Here is a 12,498-nt window from a genome sequence, read left to right on the forward strand (position 1 = left end):
GATGGTTCTTTATGCCAGCATAGTTGAGCAAGTATGGGTAGTTTAGCGTTAGGATCGAAAGTATATCGATAGCTGCCTAAGTATTGGTGGTCAAACAGATGACGATAACAATGTAAATACGATACCACGCTGACAAGCTGGTCCATTACTCTGTTTGCCAAGTACGCCCCGCTGATAACAAAAGCTGCGACACCTAACCTTGAGACACCCAAGATATTATTGACGTTATACAAAGAACGATAAACAAAGAGTAACCAATTGCTTCGCCTGAACAAACAACCGCTGAATGACGCCACTATATAGTAGCAATCATGACCGCGATATTATTGTTAGACTTTGATGGATGAATGGCAACAGCACCACGCCTTTTTAATATCAGTATTTTTTAGAGATGTAACTGACCCTCGCCCACGCTTACAACGTGCGCTGAAATCACTACCAATAGAACGTACTGAGAATAAGAGCGCTTTAACTCGCTGACCCAATCATATATGTACCAAGTTTACTGATGATAAAATATAAGTACCATAGCCTTACACCCTATATTACTGATATTAACGTGAGCACCGCTCATTACTTCAGGTAAAAAAGAAGCCATTGAAAAAGCCCATGTGCTTTATGAAACCCACGATTTACGTTCTACCGTTAATGAACATCTACACACGCTAATCACAATATTAGCCACACTTGCCACTATGTCCTAAAGACTGTCTTATCGTTGTCATGCGTACTCATAGGATACAAATATGAAACGCATTTTGATCAACGCCACTCAAAACGAAGAGATTCGTGTCGCCTTATGTAAAGGCAATCATCTGTACGATTTCGACCTAGAAAACCGTACTCGCGAGCAAAAAAAATCTAACATCTATAAAGGTCATGTGACCCGTGTCGAGCCATCGCTTGAAGCAGTATTCGTCGAATATGGTTCTCAGCGCCAAGGATTTTTGCCAATTCGTGAAATCTCTGCTGAATATCTAAGCGGCAATCCACGTGATGAAAACATCAAAAAGCTGATCAAAGAAGGTGACGAGCTAATCGTCCAAGTCGAAAAAGAAGAGCGCGGCAATAAAGGCGCTGCCCTATCGACGTATGTGTCATTAGCCGGTCGCTATCTGGTATTGATGCCAAACAACCCTCGTGGCGGTGGTATCTCACGTCAAATCTCGGGCAAACTGCGCGAAGATATGAAGCGTATGCTGAGCAACCTTGATTTACCAAAAGGCATGAGTGTCATTATTCGTACTGCTGGTATTGGTAAAACTCAAGAAGACTTGCAACACGATTTAAACCACTTGCTCAATATTTGGCAAGCCATTCAAGAACAAAACCAAAAGTACCCATCACCGCGCTTGGTTCACCAAGAAGCGGGCGTTGTCACACGTGCTGTTCGTGATTATCTACGTGATGATATCGCTGAGATTTGGATTGATAACGAAAACGCTTATATTGAGGCGGCAGGGTTTATCGATGCGGTAATGCCAAAACAAGCCGAAAAGCTACGCAAATATACCGATTATGAGCCGATGTTTTCGCGCTTTAATATCGAAAAGCAAATCGAAACCGCTTATCAGCGTGAAGTTCGTCTGCCATCAGGTGGTTCAATCGTTATTGACCAAACAGAAGCACTGGTTTCTATTGATATTAACTCAGCTAAGTCAACCAAAGGTTCAGATGTTGCTGAGACCGCTTACCATACCAACTTAGAAGCAGCCGATGAGATTGCTCGTCAGCTTCGTTTGCGTGATATGGGTGGTTTGATCGTTATTGATTTCATTGATATGAATGACAATAAGCACCAAAAAGAAGTAGAAAAACGTCTTATTGATGCGACCAAATACGATCGCGCGCGCGTTCAGTTTGGTGATATCTCTAAATTTGGTCTGATGGAAATGAGCCGTCAGCGTCTACGTCCTTCATTAGAAGAGTCAACAGGCTATATCTGCCCACGTTGTCATGGCAACGGTATGATTCGTGACTTGCGTTCATTGTCACTATCTATCATGCGTCAAATTGAGCAAATTGCTCTTAAAGAACGCCAAGGTGAAGTACAGGCAGAAGTCCCGACTGACATCGCAGCATTCTTATTAAATGAGAAGCGCGATAGCTTGGTTTATCTTGAGCAAGACAGTGGCACGCGTATCACTATTTTGCCACACGCGCATTTAGAATCACCAAACTTCAAGCTTCACTTCAACCGTGATGGCTTTGCACCATCGAGCTATGAGCGTATCACTGATACTCAGCAGCAAGAGCATAGTGACCTTGGCTACAATGTTGACTGGCAGACTGCTGAAAAAGAGCGTCCTGAACAGCAACCTACTCGCCAGCCTCGTAAAACTGCAGATGATAAGCAGAGCCGCTCAAACACGCAGTCGAATGCAACTACGCAAGCACAGAACGATACGGTAAATCATAGCAATGATCGTCGTAATCATAAAAACACTAACGATGTGTCGCCTGCACATGCACCGCAAGCCAATAAAACTGCTAGTGTCGCCGCTCCAGTAGCACCGCAGACACAGAGTGTCGAAGCTACTGCTCAACCAAAAGCCGTTGCGTGGTTATCAAACCTATTTGCTCAAGCACCGCAGGCCACTACGACGCCTAGTGTCAGTAGCCGAGATGCCGCTGAAGCAATCGAAGCGCTAGTAAACACTGGCGCGCAAAGCTTAGGCTCGTTTGGACAAGTTGATAGCAATGCATTGAATAGTGCAGCTGCAACTAGTGAGCAGCCAACTCAACAAAGCAACAGTCAGAAAAACGACAGTCAACAGTCAGACAACAATGCTAATCGTCAACAAACGCGTCGTAATGACAGCGATACTGACGACAGCAGCAATGAAGACAGAAGAAGACGTAAGCCGCGTAAGTCTAGATCTTCTAAGCCGCGTCAAAGAAAAGAGACAACTGACGAGGCTACTGGCAACGTAAACAGTAGCTCAGAAAATACTGGCTCAAATAATGCTAACTCAAACAATGCTGATGACAAAGCGTCTGATACTCAAGACCAAAAACAGCAAGACAAGCGTCAGAACGATAACAGACGTACGAACGATCGCAATCGTAATAACCGCCAAGATAGCAATCAACAGAACAGCAATCGTAACGCAAGCGAGCGCAGTGATGCTGATAACGAAAACAGCTCTAAAGCAGATGAGCAAACTCGTACTAAGCGTAAATCACATAGCCAACGCGGCTCACGTGGTAAGCTAGAGCGCGGTGAGACACTAACGGCTGACAGCGTTAAGCAGAGCAAACAGCAGAACGCTAGAAACAACGATGCTGCCAATAGCAAAAATCAACATAGCGCACGTCGCAATCAAGACCCTAACGAGGTCGTGTTACAGGTCAATGAAGCGCCAACTGAGCTAAAAGCGCCTGAAGTGGTTCATCTATCTTTAGATGATAGCAAAGCTACACAGGGCAAAACTCAGCCTAGCGAGCAGCGAAGCGCGACGAATAACGTAGCAAAAGATGAGCGTTCAAACGAAACAGCTGCTCAAAAACCTACTGATAAGCATAGTAGCAATGAGCAGAACACTAATAAGCAAAACACCAGTACTCCAAGCGCTGATAAGAAAAGCGATAACGAAAAAAGTACGGTGGAAGCAAATGCTAATCAGGTAAATGACGATAAGCGTACAACTACTGAACAAGCTAAGGTTCAAAACGATGCTCCTAAGCATGAGCAGGCTGCTGAAGAGAAAAAAGCACCTGTAGTTGTAGAAGCTCACTCGACCTCTACGAGTAACACCGAAAGTAAAGCGGAAGCTCCAACATCGGTAACTGCTGACGTAGAGGAAGCTAAAGAAACTCAGACTCCAAAACAGCAGGAAACCAAGACTGCTGAAAATGTGAGTAAGAGTGATGAAGCTCAAAATACTCAGGCTGATAGTAATAGTGCAAGCACAAGTAGTGTAAGTAACTCAGCACTTGAGCTAACCCATGAAGCACTATTTGGCACACGTTACGTGACTGCTGAAAAGTTTGGGCAAGCGAGTAACGATCCTCGTGTAGTACTCGCTCAGCAAGCCGCTCAAGCGGACAAGCCAGCTGCCACTAATGTGCCAGCAATACGTGGCACGGTTGGTGAGTTTATTCGCACCACGTTACCAGAGGCACAAACGCGCTTAGCAGAAGAAGGTATTATCAACTGCTTTATCGCGACTATTGCGCTGCATAATGAGCAATCTCATAGTACTGATAATAGCTCTGATGCTGCTAGCCAGAGCTTTGATTTTAGCAACTATGGCTATCAACCATTAGCTGCCGACTACCTTGCACGCTTTGAATCGATGACCCAAGCTGTCAGTCAATTCGCAGCAGCGCAAGGTAAGACAGACGTTGAGCCACATGCTATCACTAAGCGTGCTAGCAACGATCCACGCGGTCAGCACCCTGATTATCAGGAACCCGCTGTATTGAGCGTAACTGCTGAACAAGTAAGTGACGCGGAACCAGCTATCACTGAGCAAACCGATAGCGAAGTCGATGCGCATGACGTTGAAGCGACTGCCCTCGCCAATCAGACACAGACAGAAAACGTCAGTGCTGATAGTGAGCAATTGCTAGAAGTCGAGCGCGCTCAGTCAGAAGCTAAGGATGCAGAAGTCGAAACCTCTACAGAGCAAACTGTCAATGAGGTAGAAGATACTTTAGAAAACATAGCTGCAGAGACTGAACAGACGACTGAATCGGCAGTAGAAGAAGCTACCAAAGAAGCTAGCAAAGAAGACAGTCAGGCAGCTAAGTCTAAGACGACTATAGCCAGCTATAAAAACATGATCGAAAATGTGGCTGAGCAACTGCTACCACAGACTGGTATGTTTAATTTGACTACGCCAAAAGTACCAAAGGCGCGCACTCGTAAGCCTAAGACAGATCACAAAAAGCCGACGCAGGCTGAAAAGCTCGCATCTGATGATGCAGACAGCGACAGCTAGTCATATAAGCTCAAATGTAAAAGCCCCGAAGCTATTCGTAGCTTTGGGGCTTTTTATTCTAATACAGTCAAACTTACTTGCTAATTCAAACGAGAGACAATAAAAAGCAAATAAGCTTAATGTGCAGAAGACGCTGTGTCATCTTTACCACGCATTTTGCCAATAGTAGTAACAATAGCTACCACAATAGCGCCAACAATCAGTCCGACCAATCCATTTAACAATGACGCGGTTAACCCTTCAAATACCCCAGTAAGATGGGCAACGTCTTCTACACTGTGATGCAAAAAGCCGATACCGTGAACGATAATACCGCCGCCCACCAAGAACATCGCAATCGTGCCCGCTATAGATAAAAACTTCATAAGCTTTGGCGCAGCCGCAAGCATAAACTCGCCAAACTTGCGCTTACTATCACCTGCTTGTGAGTTTTCAATCAAATGCAGACCCGCATCATCAATCTTTACGATGCCTGCAACTAAGCCGTAAATACCGACGGTCACGACAGCAGCCACTATCGAAAGTACGATGCCCTTTTGGACAATATCGCCACCAGCTGCTGTAATTGCGCCTAAAGAGATAACAATAATCTCAGCTGATAAGATAAAGTCTGTACGTATGGCACCTTTGATTTTGTCCTTTTCAAACGCGACCAAATCTACCGACTCATCTGCGTTGGCTTTTAAACGAGCATTTTGCTCTTCATCATGAGGCAACAATTTCGGCCAAAACTTGTGAATGACCTTCTCAGCCCCTTCATAACTCAGGTATAACCCTCCGATCATCAATAGCGGAGTAATCAACCACGGTATAAAATAACTGATCAATAGCGCCGCTGGTACTAAAATCACTTTGTTCACGGCAGAGCCTTTGGCTACTGCCCAAATGACGGGGAGCTCACGATTTGGCTTAACCCCTGTGACCTGCTCGGCATTGAGTGCTAAATCATCACCAACTAAGCCCGCGGTTTTTTTAGCGGCAACTTTGGTCATGACGCTCACATCATCCATTAAGACGCTGATGTCATCGAGTAAGGTTAATAAACTGGCACCTGCCATGTGTGCTCCTTAAAGCAAATTTGTTAAAGTAAGTCGTTCTCAAATAGTTTATACAACGCATTTTATATAGATTTTTATAAAAACAATGCGATTAGCCTTAGACTACAAGTTCAAGCAACTATGTTAAATAGCACAAATGTATCTTGTTTTTTGAATTTATGTTGATAGCTATTCTTTAAAGTTGGCTTTATTGATACTTCTTGGCAGCCTTCCCTTTGCTATTATTTGGCGTAAATATGGTAATATGAAGGCTATTACTGCCTATCTTTTATTATCAATAAGTTATAAAAACTTCTTCAATGTTAGACCTTTAAAACACTGCCAAGACACATTACTATATAGAAAAGTTTATAGCGCTTTTTATAACGAACTCATGATTAGGCGCGACGCCTATAGGAAACCCGTATGCCGCTCCCCACTATCAAAAATACCACCTTGCGTAACCCTCTTTCTCGTACCGTTCTATCTCGTTTTATGATGAGTGCGCTATTAGTTGGTATTGCTGCTGGCTGCTCAAACAATGCCGCTGATGCAACCAGCAATACCAGCGTTGTAAATGCTGCCCAGACAAAAGCTACTACTAAACCCTCAGCTGGTAATGATGCAACCGTGGTGAAAGCGTTACAGGCGAACCTAAAAAGCTCTGGTATCGAGGAAACTATCGTTTCAGCTGTACCGACAGATATGGATGGTATTTATTGGGTGACCGCTGAAGGTCTACCTTCTTTCTTTACTGATAAAGCTGGCAAGCATATTATTCAAGGTCAGATTATTGCTGTGGGTGATGCCGCTCCGGTTGATATCAGTGCTGCATTGGTTGCTACGACAGCACAAGAAGCGCTAAAAGCTGTTGATAAAAAAGACATGGTGATTTATCCAGCAAAAGGCGAAACCAAAGCCGTCATCTATGCCTTTACCGATGCAGATTGTGGCTACTGTCGCAAACTACATTCAGAAATGGATGATATCAATGCGCGCGGTATCGAGGTTCGTTATCTGGCATGGCCGCGCAGTCAGGAATCTGTACCGAAGATGGAAGCTATCTGGTGTAGTCAGGATCGTAAAGCTGCAATGGATCAAGCAAAGATCGGTGCCAATGTGCAAGCCCCTAGCTGTGCCACCCCTGTACAAGAACATATGGCTCTAGGATCGAGACTTGGCGTGCGCGGTACGCCTGCTGTGTTTACCGAAACAGGACAACAAGTAGGTGGCTACTTACCTGCAGCAGAATTGGCACAAGCAGTAGGTGCTAACTAATAATGTGAGTTACTAGTATTAGTGACTCATATCAACAACTAATATTGGCAATCAAGCATAAATGACATATACATATGCCAAACAAGATTGAAGCTACCGCTTTTTTATAATCGTAAGCTGATATAACCTTGATGACGTTGTATTTGTAACATTAGTCTTTATGACATTAACCTTCAGAACATTGGCTTTTATGACATGAGCTTTTATGGCATTGTATAGACGTCACAATGCCTTGTCGGTATGATACGATAAAGCGCGATGCAAAATGAGCAACACCCTTTTTATTTGAGCTTTTTTTATTCAACTATGATGAAGCAGATAGGCAGGCAGCACTAGACAATGCGCACAGACATTCTGTTTGATGTCGCAGACTCATTTGACACCGTCGCCGCTTATACTGACTTCATTGTATTTAACCTCTTGAGGATACTGTGAGTAATTCCATCAAACTAGCGATACTTGGTCTGGGCACCGTCGGAACGGGCGTGATCAATCTGATCAATGACAATTTAAATGAGCTAAAACGCCGTAGCGGACGCGACATTATTATTACCGAAGTCGGTACACGTCGTCAGCGTGATGATATTGATACCAATATCATGCAAAACAGCGATCTGATGGCAATTGCCGCAAGCGACAACGTCGATATTGTTATCGAAGTGATTGGTGGTACCACCTTAGCTAAAGACGTCATTATGCAGGCCATCAAAAACGGCAAGCATGTGGTTACGGCAAACAAGGCTCTACTCGCTGAGCACGGTAATGAGATTTTTGCTTTCGCTGAAGAAAACAATGTACACGTTGCTTATGAAGCAGCGGTTGCAGGCGGTATTCCAATTATCAAGGTAATGCGTGAAGCACTGGCTGCCAACAAAATCGACTGGCTCGCGGGTATCATAAACGGTACTGGCAACTTTATCATGACCGAAATGCGCGATAAAGGTCGTCCTTTTGCTGACGTATTGAGCGAAGCGCAAGAGTTAGGTTACGCAGAAGCAGATCCTACTTTTGATGTTGAAGGTATTGATGCTGCTCATAAATTGGCGCTACTCGCCTCTATCGCTTTTGGTATCCCGCTACAGTTTGATAAAGTTTACTGTGAAGGTATTACTGGTATTACCTTGCAAGACGTGAACTATGCCGAAGAGCTTGGCTACCGTATCAAGCATTTAGGGTTTGCAGTACGCCGTGATAGCGAAAACGATGGTGACGCAGGGGTTGAATTGCGTGTACACCCGACACTTATTCCACAAGATGCGCTATTGGCTAACGTCAATGGTGTGAAAAACGCAGTATTGGTCAACTCACATCCACTTGGGCAAACGCTCTATTGCGGCGATGGCGCTGGTGCTGGTGCAACTGCTTCTGCAGTGATGGCCGATGTCATGGATTTGGTTCGTGTACTGGGTAGTAAAGACCGCGACGATCAGAGCAACACTGGACATCATGTCCCGCATTTAGCATTTATCCCTGAGCAGCTATCAGACACGCCTATATTGCGTGCTGATCAGATGGTAACTGGATACTATTTGCGTGTGCATGCTTATGATAGCCCAGGCGTACTGGCAGATATCACGCGCATCCTAAGTGATGCTGGTATCAATATCGATGCAATCTTGCAAAAGCCTGCGCATAAAGTAGGTCAAGTTCCGGTGATTATTCTGACGCTACCTGTGGTCGAGAGTCAGATGAATCTTGCTATCGAAAAAATTGAAAAGTTAGAGACCATTACTGATAAAGTAGTACGCATACGATTAGATGAGCTAGCATAAACCAAATACTGAAGAAGACAGATGCTTATAATATAAGCAAAAGCTAGCCAATCGGCATCTGATTTCTTGGTAGATACTTAATCAAAACACACAACAAGGAATAATAACGATGTCAAATGATGCAATTGTAATCTTAAACGGCGCACGTACACCAATGGGTGGCTTTCAAGGCGCACTAAAAGACATGAGTGCTACCGAGCTGGGCGCTGCCGCTATCAAAGCTGCCGTCGAACGCTCAGGTGTTAGCGCTGACAGTGTTGATGAAGTCATTATGGGTTGTATCTTGACGGCAGGTCTAGGTCAAGGCCCTGCCCGTCAAGCCATGCGTAAAGCAGGTCTACCGGATGCGACTGGTGCTGTCACAATCAATAAACTTTGTGGTTCAGGCCTAAAAGCAGTCATGCAAGCGCATGATGGTATCAAGGCAGGCAGCTTCAACGTCGCTGTTGCAGGTGGCATGGAGTCAATGACCAATGCACCATATATCATGCCAGGTTCTCGTGGCGGCTATCGTATGGGTCACAAAGAAGTCAAAGACCATATGTTCTTAGATGGCCTAGAAGATGCTGATACTGGTAAGCTAATGGGTATGTTTGCTCAAGAAATGGCCGATGAAAAAGGCTATACACGCGAGCAAATGGATGAGTTTGCTATTGAATCATTGAACCGTGCGCTAACTGCTATCAAAGACAACCATTTTAAAGATGAGATCGAGCCTGTTACGTTTGCAACGCGCAAAGGCGAGCAAACTGTTGATACCGATGAGCAACCTGCCCTTGCTAACGCTGATCGTATTCCTACTTTGCGTCCAGCATTTGCTAAAGACGGTACGATTACTGCTGCAAACGCTAGCTCAATCTCAGACGGTGCTGCAGCAGTCGTCGTGATGAAAGAGTCTCAAGCGAAAGCTGAAGGCCTTGACTACCAAGCTCGTATCGTTGCTACTGCGTCAAACTCACGTCACCCAAGCGAATTCACCATTGCACCAATCGGTGCCATCGAAAAAGTACTATCAAGTGCTGGTTGGTCAGTAGATGATGTAGATCTATGGGAAATCAATGAAGCCTTTGCGATGGTTACTATGGCTGCGATGGACGAGTTAAAACTTGACCATGCCAAAGTAAATATCGAAGGCGGTGCATGTGCTCTTGGTCATCCAGTAGGCTGTTCAGGTGCTCGTATTCTAATTACGCTTATCAATTCTCTAAAACGTACTGGCGGCAAAAAAGGCGTCGCAACGCTATGTATTGGTGGTGGTGAAGCGGTAGCCGTAGCTATTGAACTTGCTTAAATAAAGTAGATTTAGCTGACTTAGAGTAAGTTAATTGAATAATAGCTAGATAGTTACTGTTTATTGAGAAACCGCATTGCTAATGGTAATGCGGTTTTTTTGTGTCTGCTTTCTTTCGATGAATGTTGAATATTACTCTGTGTAAAGTCTCGTTAATTTCTACCCCCTCCTATGTTATGCCACTTACAGCCTATTACACGCAATTACTGCAAGCGCACACTTTGCTACCTTGCTCATATATCTCATCAAAAATCACGGTGTTAGGATAGCTACAAGTTGATAGGGAAACTATTCATTTGGCTTACCGTCAACTGTAATAAATATGGTTTTACTAAAAATTAATAACAACATCAACCATTACATTATAAAAAATAAACTCGCAAAAAAGGAATATAACAATGAGTCAACTAATCCGTTTAAAAGATATTCAAGCCACTCATCAAGATTTAATTGGTGATGACTATTATGATCCAACGCACAAAACTGCTTACGGTATCAATGAAGAAAAAATTGGTAAGATTGAAGGTGCCCTAGTAGAAGATACCACTGGTCGTATTCGTTACTTAATTGTAGACGCAGGTGGCTGGTTTAGTTCAAAAGAAGTATTGGTACCAGCAGGTTTAGCCCGTATCGTTGGTGATGATGTCTTCTTTGATAGCTTGACCAAAACACAAGTAGAAGCCATGGAAGTATATGATCACGATTACCAGTACAGCTATAAAGAGCAGTATGAAAGAGATCGTCAAGCGTTTACCGCCGATACACTCCCTGTAGAAGATCGCGTCGATATTGCAGACCATTCTTATGATGCACCAAATACGCTAGAGCTATTAGAAGAGCGTCTGACGGTAAATAAAGACCGTATCGTTGCTGGTCTAGTAAAAGTAGGTAAGCATGTTGTTACTGAAGAACGTAATGTCGATGTAGAATTAGAAGAAGAGCATGCCAATATCCAACGTACTAGCGTAGATCGTCCAACAGACCGCCGCATTGGCGACCTCGATGCTACTGAAACGGTTGAAGTTGAACTACAGGCCGAACGTGCTCGTGTCAGCAAAGAAACCTATGTTTCTGAAGAAGTAAACGTTGGCAAGACGACCGATCATCACACCGAAACCCTAATTGAGACCATTCAACGCGAAGAGCTAGATGTTGATGGCGATGGCAATGTGGTTGACCGTGAAGGTAACTTAGTAGACCGTGATGGTATTACAGCAGAAGATGTACGCCGTGCTCGTGGCATGTAATATGCTAATACGTCATAGTTTAACGACGTAAGTTTCCTGTATCGTCAGTTAAATATGATGATAGTAAATAGCTAATCTCATACGTTTAGCCATTAAGATCAGAGCATGTCTCTGGTCTTTTTTGTATTCATAACATGAGTGAATGGTTTATAGTATTCAATGTAGCTAGTTAATATATGTGGTCGGTTAACATATTACGTTTGAAATTATTAGAAATTCATCATTTTATAATTATAAAGGAATAATAATGACTACTGAAAATGGAAACAGCCTTTACCAAGATAACTTGGATAAGGAACAAAATATCTCGACGAAGCAGACGAACAATACTGTCAATGTTGGACATTTAGAGCTATTAGAAGAACGTCCTGTGATTAACAAAGAACGCTTGGATGTGGGTAAAGTAACCGTCACCAAGCATTCACGTACTAAGACTGTCGAAGTGCCAATTGAGTTAGTAGAAGAATATATCACCATTCGTACTGAGTACCATGACGCAGAGAGCCAAGATTTACTCTCTGGTAATTACGATGAAAAAGACATATTGCGCCACGTCGAGCCTTCTTTGGATAGCAAAGCTGTAGTGACCATTAATGGTAAACAAATAGAGATTGGTGATGAACCGGTTGATATTGTGCTATCTCGCCAAGTGGCTACCATTACCAAAGATACCTACGCTATTCAAGACATCGAAATCAATAAGAGCACTCATGTACATACTGACAGCATTCAAGTAGAGCTCAAGCATGAAGAGTTAGATGTGACTGAAGAGGGTCTGTTGGCTCATGGTTCTGATACAACTCCGCTAAAATAAGCGCTGATAGTTTAGTTACTATGAAATTGTATGGTTGATAAAGATTATTTCACAACATGAAAAAGCAACGCTATCTTAGCGTTGCTTTTTTGATGCCTATCACTTACTAAGTA

General features: G+C 43.6%; 7 protein-coding genes. 6 read left to right on the plus strand and 1 reads right to left on the minus strand.

What is annotated here, in order from left to right; translation table 11 throughout:
* The first annotated feature begins 746 nt into the window (after nt 1-746).
* Entirely contained in the window at nt 747-4,946 is a 4,200-nt protein-coding gene (locus ABFV72_RS03850) for an Rne/Rng family ribonuclease (RefSeq protein ID WP_347162501.1), read from the plus strand.
* A gap of 116 nt (nt 4,947-5,062) precedes the next feature.
* Here ABFV72_RS03850 and ABFV72_RS03855 read toward each other — a convergent pair whose 3' ends face one another.
* Nucleotides 5,063-6,004 (minus strand): DUF808 domain-containing protein, encoded by a 942-nt coding sequence (locus ABFV72_RS03855; RefSeq protein ID WP_347162502.1) that lies wholly within the window; start codon nt 6,002-6,004, stop codon nt 5,063-5,065.
* A gap of 405 nt (nt 6,005-6,409) precedes the next feature.
* Here ABFV72_RS03855 and ABFV72_RS03860 point away from each other — a divergent pair, with 405 nt between their 5' ends.
* The 5 genes from ABFV72_RS03860 (at nt 6,410) to ABFV72_RS03880 (ending at nt 12,385) form a co-directional block, all read left to right on the plus strand.
* Nucleotides 6,410-7,261 carry a DsbC family protein gene (locus ABFV72_RS03860; RefSeq protein WP_347162503.1) on the plus strand — a complete coding sequence of 284 codons (852 nt, stop codon included), beginning with the start codon at nt 6,410-6,412 and terminating at the stop codon, nt 7,259-7,261.
* A gap of 431 nt (nt 7,262-7,692) precedes the next feature.
* On the plus strand, nt 7,693-9,033 hold the full coding sequence (locus tag ABFV72_RS03865; RefSeq protein ID WP_347162504.1) for a homoserine dehydrogenase: 1,341 nt from the start codon (nt 7,693-7,695) through the stop codon (nt 9,031-9,033).
* Between the two features lie 109 nt (nt 9,034-9,142).
* Entirely contained in the window at nt 9,143-10,324 is a 1,182-nt protein-coding gene (locus ABFV72_RS03870) for a thiolase family protein (RefSeq protein ID WP_201568353.1), read from the plus strand.
* Between the two features lie 398 nt (nt 10,325-10,722).
* On the plus strand, nt 10,723-11,571 hold the full coding sequence (locus tag ABFV72_RS03875) for a PRC and DUF2382 domain-containing protein (protein WP_347162505.1): 849 nt from the start codon (nt 10,723-10,725) through the stop codon (nt 11,569-11,571).
* Between the two features lie 247 nt (nt 11,572-11,818).
* Nucleotides 11,819-12,385: a YsnF/AvaK domain-containing protein gene (locus ABFV72_RS03880; RefSeq protein ID WP_347162506.1), complete on the plus strand. Its 567-nt coding sequence runs from the start codon at nt 11,819-11,821 to the stop codon at nt 12,383-12,385.
* The last annotated feature ends 113 nt before the right edge of the window (nt 12,386-12,498 follow it).

Origin of the sequence: Psychrobacter proteolyticus (assembly GCF_039762275.1) — a bacterium.
Classification (GTDB): domain Bacteria; phylum Pseudomonadota; class Gammaproteobacteria; order Pseudomonadales; family Moraxellaceae; genus Psychrobacter; species Psychrobacter proteolyticus_C.